Source organism: Rickettsia tillamookensis (assembly GCF_016743795.2).
Lineage (GTDB): Bacteria > Pseudomonadota > Alphaproteobacteria > Rickettsiales > Rickettsiaceae > Rickettsia > Rickettsia tillamookensis.
In genome coordinates, this window is record NZ_CP060138.2 from 835,613 (window position 1) to 854,600 (window position 18,988).

Consider the following 18,988-nt stretch of genomic DNA (forward strand, 5'->3'; position numbering starts at 1 on the left):
TTTTATATATGTATTAATTTTATGATGTGGGTCTTATTGCATGATTCGGAAAACCTACTCGATGTCATCCCCGCATAGGCGGGGATCCAAAAAAATAACTTCAATAAGTTTTTTATAGATTTTACTGGATTCCCGTCTACGCAGGAATGACATAAAACGAGCCATATAACAAAGCTTATGATGTGCGACCATGACAATTGTTGTGACACTGTCACAACAATTTGTTGAGAAGGATATAATTTGGAGAATTTAACCATACGTGAAAGGTTAGCAAAATCAAAACCATTGCCGTATAAAATTGTTAATCTTTTAGCTATTTGTGATAATATTTGCTCTCCATACTCAGCTTTATTATTAGGTGTAAGCTGTTTTTTAGAAGGCATTGTTATTTGATAAAATTAAAATGAATAGTTTAAAGTATATACGATTTAAGTTAAGAAGAGAAAGAAAAAATAGTTATAATCTTTTAGTTAAATTGATAATACGCCTTTAATATAAGCATCGCCACTTGTAATAATTATTGCTCTTTTTGTTATTAATTGTTAAAATCCGTACATTAATTTTTTATAAATATAAATGTCTCGTACGAATTTAATATTATCCTTTTTTATTTTTCTACTGATAATAGTTATTACTACTTTTTTCATAAGTAATTACAGAATGCATAAAAATACAAGTTGTGTTATGGATATTGGGACTTATAGTTATAAAAAGTTCTATAGTATAATACGTGAAGATCAATTAAATTTTGATCTAGTACTTGAGCAATTAGAAGATAGCGAAACTTTAAACTCAAGAAATAAAGCAAGGTTAGAAAAAATTTGCTCTTTTCAAGTAGAAGACGGAATGGTACGTTTAGAGGTAGCAAAGGGTTATGATTGCTTATTATCTAGACAAAAATGCTACTCTAGTTCAGCAATATAAAGCGATTAAAAACGGTAGTTACGGTTTAGATACTTTATATACTAAAAAAGCTGCGATTAATTTAGCTAAACTCATTATTTTAGGTCACGAAGGAAAAGTAAAAGAAATATTAAAAATAATGATGATTTCCTAAAATATTATAGCGGTTATACAGCGGATGAGATTCCTTTTTTAAATAGTTTAATCTCTCTTAATATACCGGAACTTACTGCTAGATGCTTATATAGGCTTAGCTTAATTCACTTACTAGGCAGGTCATCTTTTAATGAAAAAACTATACAAACTGATTATAAGCTTGCTATAGAAGAAATACAAAATGTAATTAAGTTAACCGGTATAAGACAAAATAACATACTCGATATAGCATTAACTATTAATGATAAGTTTGCTATTCATGCCGGTGCAGTAATAGCCTCTAGTTTACTAAATAGCGATTTAGATAGTTTCTATAGATTTCATATTGTTATGGATTCTAATGACCATGTTAGTCAAGAATCAATGGAAAAATTAGCTTCCATGAAATATATCCGAGATTATTCTATAGATTTTACTACTTTTCCTGAAAATATATTAAATCAAGCTTTAAAAGATAAGAAAATAAAATTTTCGGATAATTGGCCTAGTTTAGTAATGTATAGGTTATATTTTGATCAAATCTTTCCTCATCTAGACTCTATATTATATCTTGATGCGGATATTGTAGTGTTGCATGATTTGAATTCTCTTAAAAAAATAGATATGAGTAATTATATTGCCGCAGGTAGCATCGATACAGGTATTACATATTGTAATCATAAATTGATAAAAGAATGTAAAAGAAATATGGCTCATTCTTACAAAAATAGCGGGATAGTATTTTTAAACTTAAAAAATATGCGAGAAAAACAAACTGAATCTGCGATATTAGAAACTATAAAAAAATCAGAATGTGACTTTTCCCTTCCTGATCAAGATGTGTTAAATATAGCTTTTCATGATTACATTTATCCTTTGTCGATGAGATGGAACTTTTGTACATATTTTGAGAATCAAAGCCCTTATTTTTCTTACTTCATTTTACACTATGCAGGACCTAAGCCATGGACTACCGATAAGCATGAACTATGGAAGACAAATCAGGACAAATTAGATAAAATCACAAAATATTACTGGCAATATAGAGAAATAACACCTTGGAGTAGTATAAATTAATTATTTTAATTGACTTTAGCACTTAAGAGATTTAAAAGTTAACTTTAATATGTAAGGTTACAATAAAAATGTTACCGCCTAAAATTTTCTTTGAAAAAGTTAAAGAAATAATTTGGCCTATAGAAAGGAAAGAATTAAAGCTATTTATACCTATGGCTTTAATGATGTTATGTATCCTTTTTAATTTTGGGGCTTTAAGATCTATCAAAGATAGTTTAGTAGTACCCTCTATGGGGGCCGAAATTATTAGTTTCTTAAAATTATGGTTAGTATTACCCTCGTGCGTAATTTTTACCGTACTTTATGTTAAGCTTAGTAATAAATTAAATTTTGAATATATTTTCTACATTATAGTCGGCAGTTTTTTACTATTTTTCTTATTATTTGCCTATATTATTTATCCCAATCAAGATATTTATCATCCTAATGATGAAATGATAAATAATTTAATTGCTTCATACCCTAATTTTAAATGGTTCATTAAAATAGGTAGTAAATGGAGTTATGCACTGATGTATATTTTCTCGGAATTATGGAGTGCAGTAGTCATAAACTTAATGTTTTGGCAGTTTGCCAATCACATTTTTGATACCTCTAAAGCTAAAAGATTCTATCCAGTTCTTGGAATGGTCGGTAATATAGGTCTTATAATAGCAGGCAGCGTACTTGTCTTTTTCTCAAGCGGGCAGGATGTCATTGATTCAGAATTATTACCGGATTCTTTTAATTCATCTGCCGGAAATGCTATAATGCTTCAGCCAATCATGTCAATTATTGTTGCTGCAGGAATAGTTGCTATGCTTCTATTTAGAATAATAAATAGATTTATTTTAACGGATTCCATAAATGTTTTAGATACAAAAAAAGTTACGGCTAAAACGAAAACAAAACTTTCGGTAATTGAAAGTATCAAATTAGTAATTCACTCAAAATATATAGGTCGTATTGCTTTACTAATAATTTGTTATGGATTATTAATAAATATAGTCGAAGGACCTTGGAAAGCAAAAATAAAAGAATTACATCCAAACACTATAGACTATGTTAACTTTATGGGCAGGTTTAATATTTGGATGGGGATATCATGCGTTACTTTCATGGTAATAGGCAGCAATATCCTTAGAAGGCTCGGTTGGCTCATTTCTGCATTATTAACTCCTATTATGTTGTCTATTACCGGCTTGATGTTTTTTATCTTTATAATTTTTATTGAAGAAATAGGGGCATGTTTCGGTGATTTTAATCTTCTATATGCAGCGATTATTGTTGGAGCTATTCAGAACATACTTAGTAAATCGTCCAAATATTCATTATTCGATTCAACAAAAGAAATGGCGTATATTCCTTTATCTTTAGAGCTTAGAACTAAGGGAAAAGCTGCCGTAGAGGTAATAGGTACTAAATTCGGTAAATCGCTTGGAGCATTTATCCAGTCTTTGATATTTATTATTATTCCGACTGCTACCTTTGATTCTATTATAATATATTTATTAGTAATTTTTATAGTTATGATGAGTTTATGGATTTGGAACGTTATAAAATTGAATAAGGAATATATAGAGCTGTGTAAATAAAAGTCATTGCTGGGTGTCATACCGTGGCTTGTCCACGGTATCCAGTAAAACAACTAAAAATACTAATAATATTAGTATTTTTAACTGGATCCCGTGAATAAATCACGGGATGACAACTGAAACAATTTAAAGATGAAAAAAATTCTTAAAATAATATTATTTATAACTATCTTTATTATACTCGCATATAGTGGGCTATGGTTTGCTATTATGTTCTCTTTATCACACTCTATAAATCAAAAATATGCCGATACTAACCTTAATATAGAAGAGGCTGATAATAATCCTAATCAGCAATATCTTATTAAATTTTCTAAAGTTCAGCCATATGGTTTTCCTTTTAAATTAGGTATTTCGGTAATTAATTGGCAAGAAGAGAGTATTAATAGAGCAATTGAATTCACCACACCGATAAATATCGGTTATGATTTACTTAAGCAGAAATTATTTATAAATTTTTCCGGAGAAGCATTCGGAAAATTTAAGCCGGTTCAAAGAGGCTTTGGAGTAAGATTTTATAATGAGAACTGTATATTATCAACAAAAATACCGTTAAATTTTAAATTATTTGAAATAGTACGATCAAAAAAAGATTTATTTGAAGTTATAAATTTAATAGAAAATATTAAATTTACTTCCGGTAAAACAGAAATTTTTGACTTAGTCGATAATCAAAAATTATATGAAGAAGATCATACTATACTTACTATGTTATTTGACAAAAGTAAGTATTATATAAGTAAACAGGATTTCCTTGATAATATACCGCAAAAATTAGAAATTTATTATGAAACCGAAATAGTAAAAAGTAACCTTGAAGATAGAATAATACCTGCCGGCTTATTATTATATAGACCCGCTTGGAATAATAATTTCAAATTTTCCGGTAATTTCTTGATTAGTACTAGTAGTTTGAATTTTAAAAATATTGCTAAAGATTTAACAATTGAAGTTACTAATGCAAAAATAAATAGTAATAACTTTGAAAATAATATTAATTTATTATATAAAGGTAAGTTAAACGATTTCGGCAATAATAATATTGATCTTTTGATAGATTCGCAATTTAAGCTAAAACCGGGTTTTATAATAGGTTCATTAGAATTTATAAAGAAATATTACGATAGGCAAACCTATCTGTTTAAACTTTCCGATAATAATCTATATAAAGATTTTAATAATGAACTAAGCTATATTTTAAATAATAATAAACAATATAATTTTAGTATTTTTGAAGATAGGCAATATAATTTTAATTTAAATATTAATTTAGTTACTGAATTAAATAAATTAACTAGAGCACAGATAAATGCTTTAAGTCTATATTCAAACGCATCGGGATTTAATATAACAAATGAAACTATAGTAAATGCTCTTAAAGATTCTTACAGTAAAGGTACGATAGTAATTAATGATTACTCCAAAATAATAGATGTTTTAAGTCTATATGTATATAGCGTAGGTGATTTTAAAAACTTATCCAACGAGAGCAAAGAAGTATACGGAGATGCTCTAAAATCATTTTTAAAAACCATTTCCGATCACCCGAATTCATATAATTTAATTGATGCTAGCATTGAGTATGAGTTTAATTTATCCGATTTAAACAAAGCTAAAATAGGTAATATAGATGATATAAATAAAATTATACCTTTATATTATTTATCTTTATATCAAGCAGCAGTAAAAAAAGTGAAACCCGGTGAAAATGTAAAAGAAAAAATTATGGAGTTAATTCCTAATATCAATCAAAAAATATTAGAGGAATGTATACTCGATGAATTTTAAGTGTCATACCGTGGCTTGTCCACGGGATGACAGCGATGAAATTGATCCACGCAATAATACCTTCTCGCAATGACGAAAAAATTTATAAAAATACCATGAACATTATAGTAAAAATACAGCAAGATTTAAAAGATGAAGTAACTAAGTTAAACGATTTAATCATTAGCTGTTTAAAAAGTGATGAAGAGTTAATAGAAAAGGTCGGTAAATATTTACTAGAGGCGGGTGGTAAAAGAATTCGTCCGCTTTTAACTATAATAACCGCTAAAATGTTTGATTATAAAGGTGATAACCATATAAAGCTTGCAAGTGCCGTTGAATTTATTCATACCGCTACATTACTTCATGATGATGTAGTAGATGAAAGTACCTTAAGAAGATTCAAGCCCACGGCTAATGTTATTTGGGGGAGTAAAACAAGTATTTTAGTGGGTGATTTCCTCTTCAGCCAATCTTTCAAATTAATGGTAGCTTCCGGCTCTATTAAAGCTATGAATGTTCTAGCTAAAGCTTCGGCAATTATTTCCGAAGGGGAGGTAGTACAGCTAGTTAAGCTAAATGAGCGACGCATTATAACTATCGAAGAATATCAGCAAATAGTTAAATCTAAAACCGCCGAACTATTTGGAGCTTCTTGTGAAGTTGGAGCTATTATAGCAGAGCAGGCGGATCATATTTCTAAAGATATGCAAGACTTTGGGAAATTACTCGGAACGATATTTCAGGTTATAGATGATGTACTTGATTATTTGGGTAATGATAAACAGGTCGGTAAAAATATCGGTGATGATTTCTTAGAAGGAAAAGTTACATTACCGCTGATTTTTTTATATAATAAGCTAGAGCAAGATAAGCAGCTTTGGCTTGAAAATATAATTAAATGCGATAAGCGTACTAATGATGAGTTTATACAAATACGTGACTTAATGATAAAGCATGAAATCTACAATGAAACAGTTAATTATTTGAGTAACTTAGAAAATGAAGCAAATAAATTATTAAATAAAATTCCGGTTCAGAATATTTATAAAGATTATTTGTTTTCGATTATTAGATTTATTTTGGATCGCTCTTATTAATCGTTGTTGCGTATAGGTTGTCTACATAGATATTCAAGACGTCATTGCGAGGAAAAACTGTAAGTTTTGACGAAGCAATCTCAGGAGCATTATTTCATGAGATTGCCACGTCGCTTCGCTCCTCGCAATGACGATTTGGTATCCGCACACAATAACGAATAACAACATTTGCATTCGTAGCTCAGCTGGATAGAGCATTGCCCTCCGAAGGCAAAGGTCGTTGGTTCAAATCCAATCGAATGCACCATCACTATAATAAAGCAATGAATCTAGATAACAATAAATTTGAAAATGTTTTAATTAGTGAACATATAAAAGAACATTTACCAATAAAAGAACATTTACCAATATATTCATTTTCCATAATATAGATTATGGAACTTTTATAATTGCACTAATATATATATTAATGCCCTTTCATGCGATGCTCAAATTTAGTCCTGTCGAAACTTCTTTCAGCTTTACCCTCTTTATATTTACTTTTTTGATTTAACTTCAGTAATCATAAAGCTTTCAATTTTTTGTCTTTTGCAATAAATTCTTCAATACCAAAAATTGGTGTGTGCTTTGGTGGCCAAATAATTGCAAGATCGTTAGTTGAGCCGTAAGCACCTCCTGTACCGGTTTTATTGCCAACTATCCAACCATTTGGAATACTTGAACGAAAATCTCTTTGAGGTCTATCTAAAGTTTTATCTGCTGGCCAATCATTATCCTGTCTAAACGAGGTATCGCCTATAGAGCGGGCAAAATCATTCATGCCCTGAATGCCACCAATTGTTTTTAATAAAAGATTCATAGCTGTATTATCAGAAAAACTTATTGCAGCAGAACACAGTTCTTTAACTGTCATTCCCTCAGAAACATGTTTTTCCGTGATAGGACTCCATCCACCTAATTCAAAATCTTTTTTTGAATAGGTAATTCTCTGTAAAAGCAACGAAGGATCTGACATGCTCTTTTTTAAAACTGCAGCAACACCTATTGTTTTAGATGTACATTGAGTGGGGAAAATTTCATCAGCACGATATTTTATAATATGCCCATTTTCTGTATTAATAGCAAAAACACCTAAACGCCCTTCAGTATTAGATTCAATGTTTTTTAATTTATCTGAAACAGAAGAGTTAGTTTCAGCGAATGCGTTTAAAGTAACTCCAAAGAAAGGTAGCATTACCAACAGAATTAGCTTTGTTATATTTAATAAGGATGATTTAAGCATTTTTTTTTATAATTAAAATATTGAAAATTGACGAATGGCTGGGACGGGAGGATTCGAACCTCCGAATGACGATACCAAAAACCGTTGCCTTACCACTTGGCGACGTCCCAATGTAGAAATTAGAAATGTATAGACTTTATACCAATAAATAGCGGAAACGTCAATTACAATAATGATTGTAAAAATAAATTTATTTCATTATTAAGCCAATCCCTCGCTTGCGGAGATAATAAATCATAAATTTTAGCTCTAATTTTGTTATAATATTCCTTAATATAATTTATTTCATCAATATTAAGTAGTTTCACATCAATCAATTTACTAGCATAAGGTGCTAGGCTTAAGGTCTCAAACTCAAGCCAACCATTATTTTCTTTTACATACATTAAATTCTCGATTCTAATTCCGTATTTTCCCGGAATATAAAAACCTGGTTCGTTAGATAAAATCATACCTGCTTTAAGTATTGTTTTATTACGAATATTTATGCTTTGCGGTCCTTCATGCACACTTAAGAAGGTCCCTACCCCATGACCAGTACCGTGTGGATAATCTAGCATTTCTTGCCATAAATATTGCCGAGCTAGTATATCAAGATTAGCTCCTGCGATGATATTTTTTGGGAATATTGCTTTAGCTAAAGCAATATGTCCTTTTAGTACTTGCGTATAACGCTTTTTCTGCTCATCAGTCGGCGTACCTATCACGATTGTCCTTGTTATATCGGTAGTAGCACCTTGGTACTGACCCCCAGAATCTATTAGTAATATCCCCTGCCCTATAATTTTTTTAGCACTTTCCAGAACAGCTCTATAATGAATAATGGCACTATTCTTCTGAAATCCGCAAATAGCAGAAAAACTATCCGAAACATACCCCTCTTGTTTAGCTCTATATTCGGTAAGTTTTAAACCGAGGGTGTGTTCGGTCAATTCGTCATTGTGAGCATTCATAGAATGCGTAGCAATCTCATTATCCCTTTCTGAGATTGCCACGTCGACACTTTGTGTCTCCTCGCAATGACGGATATTTTTATCCAAATCAGCAAAAAACTCGCATAGAGCTACTGCATCTTTAATATGAAAATCAATTGCATGTTTAATTTCTACATCATTCTTACACGCTTTAAGCGTTAAGCATGGATCGGTAATTTTTCGTACTTTTTTATCAGCTATTAAATCCATTATATGAATAGATGCTATAGTATCATCAATAAAAATATTGTTATGACTCTTTAAAATATTTTCAAATTCTTCTTCCGGTAAAATTGTTATTTCAGGACGTGCATTAATAATTTTGGCATCGATTCTTGTAGGATTTATAAACAAATATAGTTGTGTAGAAGTGAGTATAACTTTTGCAAACATTAAAGGCGTATAAACAACGTCACTAGCCCGCAAATTTAGTAACCAACATATGGAGGAGCTGTCTAGAATGATTAGGGCATATTGCTCGGTGTCATCCTGCGGCTTGACTGCGGGATCCAATGACAAAGATAAAATTTCACGACATTTACTTATTTTATCAGTATAACTAACACCCGCAAATTTAATATCATGTAAATAAACTTTAGAGTTTGGCTCTGATGGCTGATTATGCCAAATCTTATCAACTAAATTTCCGTTAATCTTCTGAAAATTGAACTTTAAATTTGATATGGCGGGATAAGTAAATAATTCAGGATCGTAACCTATTTTTATGTCTTTACTAAAATTAGATATATCTTTTAAATCAAAAACCTTAAAGACCTCTAAATCAAGTTCTTTGTTTGCTTGCTCTAAATAACGCCCGTCGGTAAAAAATAATGCTGAATCCTTATATATGATAACCATGCCGTTTGAACCGGTAAAACCTGTGATATATTCAAGCCTTTTAGCATAATCGGGTACATATTCACTCATATATTTATCGTTAGACGGTATTATATAACCGTCTATATTATATTCCGTGAATAAGTTTCTAAGTAGATTAATGCGGATTTTTGTCATGTTTATTAGTTCTCTTATGTCGTTCTCTTGCTTGCGAATCGTCATTGCGAGGAAATTACGTAAGTAATTGACGAAGCAATCTCAGGATGTTTAACTAGATTGCAGCAAAGCTTCGCTCCTCGCAATGACGGTTCAATAGACAACGCTCATAGACGGGAATGACATTTATACCATAAATAATATAGAGGTATCCCTGCCACTGTAAAGGAGCTAGCTATAATCAGAGTTTTAATAGGTGTTTCATAGATAACCCATACACAAAAGATAATCGATATTATGGCTATAAGTAAATAATAATAAGAAAAATTTTCTTTTGAACTAAAAATCACCTTTAAGAAAGCTAAGCTACAAATTAAATAGACGAATAAGAATGTTATTGCCGAAAAATCTATTATTTGTGTAATCTGTTTTGCAAAATTATCATTTGCCGTAAAGACTAAGAAAGGCACAATGCCAAGGCAGCTTACAATAATTCCGTAAGTTGGAGCGTTATTGCTATTTTTCTTAGCAAAAAATTTCGGTAATAATCCGTCTTCTGCAAGCCCAAGAGCTATCTGTCCGCTAGTTAGCACCCAAGCATTGAGTGTACCTATACATATAATCGAGGCTATAACCGTAATTACGCTTGACCATTTACCCCCAAATAATAATGTAGCGGCATCGGCATAAGGAGCTTTAGAGCTAATAAGTTCAGAAGCAGGGATTAATCCCATTATACCTATGCTATTGATAATATATAACACCGCCACGCAGAAAGTTCCAACTATTATGGCTCTTGGAATGGTTTTTGCTGGATCTTTTACCGCTCCTGCCGTAGTAGTTGCACACTCAACACCGATAAATCCCCAAAAAGTGAGAAGTGCAACTCTTCCCATAATAGTTGGAATGCTTAAAACTTCTACTTCCTCGGCAATAGCTATATTATCTATATTAAAATGAGATAATGCACATAAACCTACTATTAACAAAGGTACAAACTTCAGTAATGTTAAATAAAACTCTGCTTTTCCTGCTACTTCAGGACCTTTTAAATTTAAGACCGTAATAGCAGCTAATAATATTATCTGTAATATTAAATCTAAAATCGCTTGTGATTTAAAAAAAGGTGTTAGATAACCTATCGCTGAAATAACAACTATACTAGTACTGACAAAGGATATAACCCAGTAAGTCCAACCGGTGAAGAAAGCTATCTTATCCCCGAAACTCTCCCGTACATAAACGTGCGGACCACCTGTTTTAGGAAATTTTGCACAAAGGGTAGAAAACACGAGTGCTATACTCATAGCACCGAATAATGAAAGTACCCAACCCCAAATGCTGTATATACCGAACGGTGCTAAACTTAACGGCAATATAAAAACGCTAGTACCGATTTGACTGCCAGTCACTAAGGCAAAAACTGCCCAGAAACCTAATTTTTTTGACATATAACCTAATTTAAAGAAACAGCTTTAAAATAGCTGAAATAATGATTTTTAGCAATAGATAAAAAATCGGCTTTTTATGGGTGTGCTGTAATTGCTAGAATAGTGATGTTATCAAAGAATTTTAAAGGTCATCATCTAAATATTTACTGAAATCTTCTATAAATTTAACTTGTCCTTTAGCAGAATCTTTAATACCGTTATTTTAATTGTGTTAAGGGCTTTTTATTATTAAAGAGCCAATTTTCTTTAAAGGTACAGCGTCATTCACAAAGCTTGATACAGGCGAATTTTTCGAGTTAAGTCTGTGCTCACGTACTATTGTACGCTCCGCAGACTTACTATTAAATTCATCCTGTCTGAAGCTTTGTGAATTTAGCTGTATTTCTGTATATGGTTCGACCGGTTTTAATATACATGTTTGAGTCATACAAATTATATTTTAATCAAGTGGGATTCGTAATCTACACAATCATTCCATCTAATAATTTACCTAATATTTCTGGCTGATTACCTAAAAAACAATTACCATTCGGATTTTCATAGAATACAATTTCATTATCCTGAAACTTATCTAAATGTCCGGTTGTGTTTGTATTATTAACATATTCATAATGCCCGCTAGTATCTTTTCCACCTGTAATATGACTGTTTTTTAAATCATATATTTTCATAGAAAAGCAAAAATATGAAAATATTTTTGCGAATATCTCTTGAAAGGTAGAGGCTGCTCTTAAATCAAAACCTATATTTTCTATATTCTCTGCAATAATGGAAAAAGGGACTCCTTGATTATTAAATTTAAGATTTCCTCCAACAACGGCAGCATTAGAATCTAGAGCTTTAATATTGCTGACATTTAAAACATATTCAGCAGATTCTAATCCGTCAACTTTAATATTGTAAACCGAATATCCATATTCTTGCTCAATCTTTATTCCCTCCATATTATCAAGGTCATGTACTTTATTACCTTGAATTATTTTGATTCCATGCTCATTTTTATTAAATAATATAAACCGTCCTTGGTGAAATTTAGACAAGGTTAAAAACATCCGAAGTAGCAAATCAGATGAAAAATTAGAAAACATCATATTACCTAGATGGATCTGTTTATAATACTGAAGATCAAGGAGAATGTAAGGGGCATTTGCTTTAATATCTTGTAGTGATTTTACTATTGCTTCTAGAATAGAGCTTTTATCAACTTCGATATCAGCATCTCTCATCAGTTTAATTTTAGCCCTGTTTTCTTTTTCTTCTTTACTAAGCGTAGGAAAGAGTACAATTCTTTTTTCTAGTTCTTTTTGTAAGCTTTCAATATTAGGTGAAAGATAAGAGAATATTTTATTATAAATCCAGTTTAACATATTTTAATTATATAATTGTTATGTACTAAAAGATTTGCCGCAGCCGCAACCTGCTTTTTATGGATGTGCCGTAATTGCTAGAATAGTTATGTTATCTTTGTTTGGTCCGTAATGCCAAAAAATTCTATAAGCAGCAGGAGTATTATTTTCAGCATAAGCTTCAAATATTTCCTCTCCGTTATTTCCTTTAACAGATTTATATTTATGGGTATTTAAACTAGGATGGCGAGGATTTACTTGTAGATATGCCAGTGTTTTTTTCACTGCTTTTAAACGTTTTTCTAATCCCTTATTATTTTCAAGTTCTTCCAAATCTTTACTAGCCTGAATAGTAAAAAGAATTTTAAAGGTCATCATCTAAATATTTACTAAAGTCTTCTATAAATTTAACTTGTCCTTTACCAGAATCTTTAATACCGTTGTTTAATTGTGTTAAAGCCTTTTTATTATTAAATAACCAACTTTCTTTTAAAGGTATTTCCGTATAGGGTTCTAAAATAATTTGTCCTTTTTTACTATTAACAATAACATGAAAGCTACTTACCCCTTTAGCTAATTTACCAAGTGTTATTCTTCCTTTAGTATCCGGTTTTAATATACATGCTTGTGTCATATAAATTACTTTTTATATCATATATATACTCAAATGATTTAGAGAATTGGAATGTAAAACGAGAAGCAAGTACGCACAGCCTATATTTAATAGGTGAGCATGCGAGAGTCCTCCGAAGTTTTACAGAAACAATTCTAGAGAGCAGCAGAGTATACTTATAGAATAATACATAGTGGGTAATTAATCAAGTGGGATTATACACTAAAAGATTTGCCGCAGCCGCAATTAGCTTTTTCGTTGGGATTGGTGAAAGTGAATTGGGATTTGAATTTAGTCTCTACATAGTCCATTTCAGAACCTAGAATATACATTAATGCCTTTGGGTCGATTAGTATCCGTACGCCCTTTTCTTCAACTACTTCATCGAATTGATTTTTACTATCGGCATATTCAACATAATAAGTCTGACCGGCACAACCGCCTGACTTAACCCCTACCCTAATACCAAAGGTAGGCTTGGCTCGTTTTTCTATTAGCAATTTTACTTGCTTTGCAGCAGAATCAGTTAATGAAATAACATTTTTCATGTTTTAAAAGTCTTTTTTGCTTTCTTTTTTCTGTTTGTAATCGGCTATAGCTGCTTTTATTGCATCTTCAGCAAGTAGTGAGCAATGTAATTTTACCGGTGGAAGCGACAATTCTTTTGCTATTTCGGTATTTTTAATCTCTCCAGCATCATCTATCGATCTTCCTTTAACCCATTCAGTTACTAAAGAACTTGAAGCAATAGCCGAACCGCAGCCGAATGTCTTAAATTTAGCATCCGTAATAATACCATCATCATCAACTTCGATTTGTAACTTCATAACGTCACCGCAAGCAGGAGCTCCAACTAGTCCCGTTCCGACGTTTTTTTTCTCTTTATCAAGTGACCCAACATTACGAGGATTTTCATAATGATCTATCACTTTTTTGCTATAAGCCATTGTTATTCTCTTTTTATTTTTATAGGGCGTCATACCGTGGCTTGTCCACGGTATCCAGAAAAAAGCGAGATAAATCGAGCTTTTAACTTTAAAAATTATTTTTTAATTACTGGATACCGTGGACAAGCCACGGTATGACAGCGTTAATGTGCAGCCCACTTAATCTTCTTCAAATCAATACCCTCTTGCATCATTTCCCAAAGAGGACTTAATTCTCTTAATTTATCGATTTTTGAACATATTAAATCTACTGCGTAGTCAACTTCCTGCTCGGTAGTAAATCTACCTATGCCAAACCTGATCGAAGTATGGGCAAGCTCTTCACCGATTCCCATGGAACGCAAAACATATGACGGCTCTAGAGAGGCAGAAGTACAAGCAGAACCGGAGGAAACCGCCAAATCTTTAATAGCAAGGATAATTGACTCTCCCTCTACTCCGGCAAAGCTTAGATTTAGATTGCCTTTATATCTTTGATCTTTATCGCCGTTTAAATAAACTTCTGAAATTCGGTTGTGTATATTATTCAAAAACCTATCAAATAAGTAATTTACGTGCTTAGTATCTTTTTCCATCTCACTATACGCTATTTCAGCAGCCATGCCAAGCCCTACGATTAAAGGAGTCGGTAATGTACCCGAACGCATCCCTCTCTCCTGCCCACCGCCGTTTATCAGCGGCGTAACACGCACACGAGGTTTTTTCCTTACATATAAGGCACCTATTCCTTTCGGACCGTAAATTTTATGCCCTGAGATACTAGCAAGATCAATATTAAACTCGTTAACATCAATTGGAATTTTACCGAATCCTTGAGCAATATCGGAATGAAAAAAAACGGCTCTTTCACGGCAAATTTTCCCAATTTCCTTTAAAGGCTGAACAACACCTATTTCATTATTAACCGCCATAACTGAAACTAACATAGTCTGATCAGTAATGGCATTTTTTAGAGTTTCTAAATCGATTATTCCATTTGGTTTAATTGGTAAGTATGTGATTTTTATACCTTCTTGCTCTAAGTGCCTGCAAGCGTCAAGTACGCATTTATGTTCACTGACTATAGTAATAATGTGATTCTTTTTATTGCCGTAAAATTTTGCTATTCCCTTTATTGCAAGGTTATTGGATTCGGTTGCACCGGAGGTAAAAATAATTTCTTTAGCATCCGCTCCTATTAACTTTGCTACTCTACTCCTTGCCTCTTCAACGGCGTTTTCTGCTTCCCAGCCGAAAGAATGACTACGTGAATGAGGATTCCCGAATTTGGTAGTGAAATACGGCAGCATCTCATCCATTACCCTTGGATCTAGTGGGGTTGTTGCCTGATAATCCATATATATCGGCAAGGTTAAATTGTTTAATTGTTGGTTCATATGGTTTATTAAATTAATTTTTTTTTGTCATTGCGAACGACTGTAAGGAGCGTGGCAATCTCGTCAAATATCCTGAGATTGCTTTGTCAATTACTTCGTAATTTTCCTCGTAATGACGGAGTTGGAAAGTTCATATTCGTAAATTTCTTCAAAAGCTTCTATAAAAGCCTCTATATCACTTACCGTATTAGTATGGCTCAAAGATACTCTAATAGAGGAGTTTGCCTCTTCTTCTCCTATACCCATATTGGTTAATACGTGTGATTTAGATATTTTTCCTGATGAGCAAGCAGAGCCGGAACTTATGCAAATATTACGTAAATCAAACCCGATTAATTTCACTTGTGCATCCGTATTCGGTATAGTAATTAAGGTAGTATTAGGTAATCTCGCTACGCTATTACTAACAATATTTACGTTTGGATATTCTTTTAATTTTTTCTCTAAAATTTCTTGTAAGCTTTTGATTTTTATATATTTTTCTGAGATATCTTTTGTTATTAATTCAGCTACTAAACCAAAACCTGCAATAGCTAAAACATTTTCAGTACCTGAGCGTACTGACTTTTCCTGCCCTCCTCCTATAATTATTGGAGTAACTTGAAAGTTAGAGTTAGAGATTAAAGCAGCACCACCCTGCCCCCCTCCTATTTTATGCCCTGAAATTGTCACAAAATTTAATCCTAATTCTTTGATATTTATAGGTATTCTACCAAAACCTTGCACTAAATCGCTATGAAATCTAGCATCATATTTTTTAGTTATTTTGCCTATCTCCGCTATATCTTGTAAAACTCCGCTTTCATTATTAGCCATCATTACAGAAACTAGTTTTTTACTAGTATTACTTTGAGCTAACAACTCTTCTAAATGTTCTAAATCAACTAGCCCTTGCGTATTAACTCTTATAATTTTAATATTTGGAGCATGCTTTATATGGTTATATATCGATAAATGTTCAATAGCTGAAATAAAAATATCGCCGTCGTAAAAATTTTTCATTATTAAATTATTACTCTCAGTCCCTGATGAGGTAAAAGTAATATCATATTCTCTAGATGATAGGGTTATACCAAGAGCTGTCGCTATTTGCGAACGTGCCGTTTCTATAACATTCTTAGCAAATCTACCTGAGCTATGTGCTGATGAAGGGTTAAGCTCCTTGTCCATTAAACTTATGATATATTCTTTAATCTTAGGATCGATGAAGGTAGTAGCATTATGGTCTAAATATATCATATATTTAAATAATACTTAGCTCTAAAGCATCTTTAATTGAGATATTTTCAAAATAATCTCTAATATGCTTACCAAGACCTTTCCATAATTTATGCGAATTACATTTTATTGTATCAGGTACACAAGTTTTAACTGACTTCTTATAGCAAGTAGTCATTATAAAATTTTCGTTAACAGCATCCATAATATCGGAAATTTTTATTTCTTCTAGGTTACCTATTAAAACATATCCCCCTTTCGAGCCTCTAATAGCCTTAACTAAATCAGCTTTTTTAAGTTTAGAAAATATCTGCTCTAAATAGTTAAGCGATATATTTTGTTTTACGGAAATTTCATTCAAAGTGACCGGTTCGGCACTTGATTTTGCAGCCATTTCAAGTATTGCCATTACGGCATATCTTCCTTTCGTCGTCAGCATCATATAACCAACCTATTAAAACTTAAAATTGTTTTATATCTACAATACCCAAGTAATTTAGTCAAGTATATAATTATATTATTTAATAAAAAATTAGCTTGTTAATATAAACTATTATAATTATGACTAAAAACATCTATATTTTAGAAAAATTAAAGGTTTTATTATATTTAATTTTTTGTTTTGAATTAACTTCATGTATAATAACTCCTGAATCTCCTCGCTATCATCCAACAGTAATAAGTTTCACGCCGGCAAGCTGTAGTTATAAATTACTCTTTAAATGATTTACAAGAAGCTACAAACCTTGCTCAACAATTTTGTAGCACGATAAATAAAGATGCACAATATACAGGAACACAGTATATAAAAATTGCTGAAGCTGGATTTTTTTCAAATGAAATTCAAGCTCGTCATGCTTTCTTTAATTGTGTAGAGTCAAGTAGAAGTGGAAAAGATGGTCAGAATATCATAAATAACTTTAAATGAATTCTTCCTTATATATAACTCGACAGGCTCTTGTTAATTTGCCAAATAGCGACAAATACTAAACAAGTTGTAAACATTTGTAGTAGCTGTAATAATATGCTTAATTCCGGTATTAATATAATAATAACCGGTTGTAATATTATCGGGACTCCGCTTGAAAACATTACTAACCTTATAGAAGTTTGTATTGAAGTTTTAGTAGTAAGTAAATTAGCTAAGCTATATACTAATAAAACTATAATACTTCTCTCTAATAAGAATGTTACAAACCAAAATAATATAATAGCCGGCATACCGAAATAAATAAATAAATTTGGTGCATATAATAAATTATCGGCAAAATATTTTTTTATTATTTCAGGAGTTAAAATTACTTCATTTTGTTTGAATATCTCAGAATAGTTAACGGTACTTGGGAAATTTTTCTTAGTATTGGCTACAATTAAATTTATCTTCAGCTTATTCTCTTCAAGTACAAACGGTATTTTGCTTTTTTCTTTGTTAGAAACTTGATTTTTTGTATCAATGACAACTATTTTATTGTTATTCTTGCTATATAGATATATAGGCCCTACTTCTTCAACTGAAATTTTTGAATTATTATATTTAATTTCCGGTAATTGATTGATAATATATTCAATGTTGTCTGTAACTTTTGATGATTGTATTCCGTTAAAATAATCTTTTAAAGTTATTATGTAATTTAATATAAAAATACAATAAATTATTGATGGGATAAAAGATAAGGTAAATAAATATCTTATTCCGTACCCTTGATAGTTTTTATATACGTCTTTATAAAACTCTATAGAGCTAATTGATAAACGTAATTGACGGAGTAATGCACTTAATCCTCCTAATATAAATGATAATAAATACATGTATAAGTAATTTATTTAAGTTTCTCATCCTCTTCCTTCTTTAATCCGGTTGAGGTAGCTATTAAGTCAGTTCTTGCACAGGCTTTGATTAAATTTTTGGCTATATTAATTGTGATTTAAGTATTTTTTCTATTTCTATTATATCATTTTGACCAAATTTGGTCAAAGTGTAGAATAAAATTAACTCTATTTTGTATGCCATTATAAAACACTAAAGGATATATGAAAGGAAATTTTTTGTTTTTTATTACTTTTATATGATATTCATAAATATTTAACATATATCTAAATAACCGAAAAGCCATATAATAGTGTGTGACACGAGGTTATATCAAAGAGTTATTTCCGCTAGGCAGGAAACCATCTATGTCACTAGATGAACCTAAGGGTACGAAAAAGAGCTACCCTGATGATGTGATGAAATACCGTTAAGCATAGGGAAAATCTCGTGAGAGTAATTCCCATGATAAAGATATCTGATCC

Annotated in this window: 19 protein-coding genes, 2 tRNA genes and 1 pseudogene; 6 read left to right on the top strand and 16 right to left on the bottom strand. The window is 31.4% G+C overall.

The window, feature by feature from the left end:
- Window positions 1-2: 2 nt before the first annotated feature.
- Window positions 3-383: a DUF1016 N-terminal domain-containing protein gene (locus H6P87_RS04105; protein ID WP_202068419.1), complete on the bottom strand. Its 381-nt coding sequence runs from the start codon at window positions 381-383 to the stop codon at window positions 3-5.
- Window positions 384-660: 277 nt separating this feature from the next.
- Between H6P87_RS04105 and H6P87_RS07345 the strand changes: the two are divergent.
- The 6 genes and pseudogenes from H6P87_RS07345 to H6P87_RS04145 all read left to right on the top strand — a co-directional run bounded on the left by H6P87_RS07345 (window position 661) and on the right by H6P87_RS04145 (window position 6,927).
- A pseudogene (locus H6P87_RS07345) lies at window positions 661-2,115 on the top strand (glycosyltransferase family 8 protein).
- A 68-nt stretch (window positions 2,116-2,183) separates the two neighbouring features.
- A complete protein-coding gene (gene tlc3 / locus H6P87_RS04125) occupies window positions 2,184-3,689 on the top strand; it encodes a nucleotide exchange transporter Tlc3 (RefSeq protein WP_202068427.1) in 1,506 nt (501 codons plus the stop codon).
- 132 nt (window positions 3,690-3,821) lie between these two features.
- A complete protein-coding gene (locus H6P87_RS04130) occupies window positions 3,822-5,477 on the top strand; it encodes a hypothetical protein (RefSeq protein ID WP_202068429.1) in 1,656 nt (551 codons plus the stop codon).
- A gap of 95 nt (window positions 5,478-5,572) precedes the next feature.
- Window positions 5,573-6,556 (top strand): polyprenyl synthetase family protein, encoded by a 984-nt coding sequence (locus H6P87_RS04135; RefSeq protein ID WP_202068431.1) that lies wholly within the window; start codon window positions 5,573-5,575, stop codon window positions 6,554-6,556.
- Between the two features lie 170 nt (window positions 6,557-6,726).
- Window positions 6,727-6,803, top strand: a tRNA-Arg gene (locus H6P87_RS04140).
- Window positions 6,796-6,927: a hypothetical protein gene (locus tag H6P87_RS04145; protein WP_265738126.1), complete on the top strand. Its 132-nt coding sequence runs from the start codon at window positions 6,796-6,798 to the stop codon at window positions 6,925-6,927. The genes H6P87_RS04140 and H6P87_RS04145 overlap by 8 nt, the downstream gene beginning before the upstream one ends.
- A gap of 131 nt (window positions 6,928-7,058) precedes the next feature.
- Here H6P87_RS04145 and H6P87_RS04150 read toward each other — a convergent pair whose 3' ends face one another.
- The 15 genes from H6P87_RS04150 to H6P87_RS04220 form a co-directional block, all read right to left on the bottom strand.
- Window positions 7,059-7,778, bottom strand: a complete 720-nt coding sequence (locus H6P87_RS04150) for a serine hydrolase (protein ID WP_202068433.1) — start codon at window positions 7,776-7,778, stop codon at window positions 7,059-7,061.
- Window positions 7,779-7,813: 35 nt separating this feature from the next.
- Window positions 7,814-7,888: transfer RNA gene (locus H6P87_RS04155), tRNA-Gln, on the bottom strand.
- A gap of 54 nt (window positions 7,889-7,942) precedes the next feature.
- Window positions 7,943-9,766 (bottom strand): aminopeptidase P family protein, encoded by a 1,824-nt coding sequence (locus H6P87_RS04160; protein WP_202068435.1) that lies wholly within the window; start codon window positions 9,764-9,766, stop codon window positions 7,943-7,945.
- Between the two features lie 146 nt (window positions 9,767-9,912).
- The gene (locus tag H6P87_RS04165) at window positions 9,913-11,196 is read right to left on the bottom strand and encodes an APC family permease (RefSeq protein ID WP_202068437.1); all 1,284 of its coding nucleotides are present in this window, start codon (window positions 11,194-11,196) and stop codon (window positions 9,913-9,915) included.
- A gap of 211 nt (window positions 11,197-11,407) precedes the next feature.
- Window positions 11,408-11,623, bottom strand: coding sequence for a palindromic element RPE3 domain-containing protein (locus tag H6P87_RS04170; RefSeq protein WP_202068439.1), 216 nt, complete (start codon window positions 11,621-11,623; stop codon window positions 11,408-11,410).
- Between the two features lie 34 nt (window positions 11,624-11,657).
- Window positions 11,658-12,563 (bottom strand): hypothetical protein, encoded by a 906-nt coding sequence (locus tag H6P87_RS04175; protein ID WP_246437729.1) that lies wholly within the window; start codon window positions 12,561-12,563, stop codon window positions 11,658-11,660.
- 57 nt (window positions 12,564-12,620) lie between these two features.
- A complete protein-coding gene (locus H6P87_RS04180) occupies window positions 12,621-12,917 on the bottom strand; it encodes a hypothetical protein (protein WP_246437730.1) in 297 nt (98 codons plus the stop codon).
- Entirely contained in the window at window positions 12,907-13,176 is a 270-nt protein-coding gene (locus tag H6P87_RS04185) for a hypothetical protein (RefSeq protein WP_202068441.1), read from the bottom strand. The genes H6P87_RS04180 and H6P87_RS04185 overlap by 11 nt, the downstream gene beginning before the upstream one ends.
- Before the next feature lie 194 nt (window positions 13,177-13,370).
- Entirely contained in the window at window positions 13,371-13,703 is a 333-nt protein-coding gene (locus H6P87_RS04190; RefSeq protein WP_004998325.1) for an iron-sulfur cluster assembly accessory protein, read from the bottom strand.
- Between the two features lie 3 nt (window positions 13,704-13,706).
- Complete coding sequence (iscU, locus tag H6P87_RS04195; protein WP_202068443.1) at window positions 13,707-14,102, bottom strand: Fe-S cluster assembly scaffold IscU; 396 nt, start codon at window positions 14,100-14,102, stop codon at window positions 13,707-13,709.
- Between the two features lie 143 nt (window positions 14,103-14,245).
- Window positions 14,246-15,478, bottom strand: coding sequence for an IscS subfamily cysteine desulfurase (locus tag H6P87_RS04200; RefSeq protein ID WP_202068450.1), 1,233 nt, complete (start codon window positions 15,476-15,478; stop codon window positions 14,246-14,248).
- A 90-nt stretch (window positions 15,479-15,568) separates the two neighbouring features.
- Complete coding sequence (locus tag H6P87_RS04205) at window positions 15,569-16,717, bottom strand: cysteine desulfurase family protein (protein ID WP_202068452.1); 1,149 nt, start codon at window positions 16,715-16,717, stop codon at window positions 15,569-15,571.
- A 4-nt stretch (window positions 16,718-16,721) separates the two neighbouring features.
- A complete protein-coding gene (locus H6P87_RS04210; protein ID WP_202068455.1) occupies window positions 16,722-17,138 on the bottom strand; it encodes a Fe-S cluster assembly transcription factor in 417 nt (138 codons plus the stop codon).
- Between the two features lie 494 nt (window positions 17,139-17,632).
- Window positions 17,633-18,505 (bottom strand): DUF1189 family protein, encoded by an 873-nt coding sequence (locus H6P87_RS04215; protein ID WP_202068460.1) that lies wholly within the window; start codon window positions 18,503-18,505, stop codon window positions 17,633-17,635.
- Between the two features lie 143 nt (window positions 18,506-18,648).
- Window positions 18,649-18,810, bottom strand: coding sequence for an Rpn family recombination-promoting nuclease/putative transposase (locus H6P87_RS04220; protein WP_371920387.1), 162 nt, complete (start codon window positions 18,808-18,810; stop codon window positions 18,649-18,651).
- Between the last annotated feature and the right edge of the window lie 178 nt (window positions 18,811-18,988).